Origin of the sequence: Neisseria sp. 19428wB4_WF04, assembly GCF_015235335.1 — a bacterium.
Lineage (GTDB): Bacteria > Pseudomonadota > Gammaproteobacteria > Burkholderiales > Neisseriaceae > Neisseria > Neisseria musculi.
In genome coordinates, this window is the sequence record NZ_JADGLG010000219.1 from 1 (window position 1) to 308 (window position 308).

Genomic DNA, 308 nt, shown 5'->3' on the forward strand with positions numbered 1-308 from the left:
AGAAGTTGATGAAAGCTATTTTGACGGACAACGCAAAGGCAAACGTGGTCGCGGTGCGGCTGGCAAAGTGGCTGTATTCGGGCTTTTGAAGCGTAATGGTAAGGTTTACACCGTTGCCGTACCCAATACACAAACTGCGACTTTATTGCCAATTATCCGCGAGCAAGTGAAGCCTGACAGCATTGTTTATACCGATTGTTACAAAAGTTATGACGTTCTTGATGTGAGCGAATTTTCACATTTTCGGATCAATCACAGCACACATTTTGCTGAGCGACAAAATCACATTAACGGAATTGAGAACTTTT

Annotated in this window: 1 pseudogene; it reads left to right on the forward strand. The window is 43.2% G+C overall.

The window, feature by feature from the left end:
• Positions 1-308, forward strand: a pseudogene (locus IR141_RS14315) (IS1595-like element ISGasp1 family transposase); the annotation flags it as partial.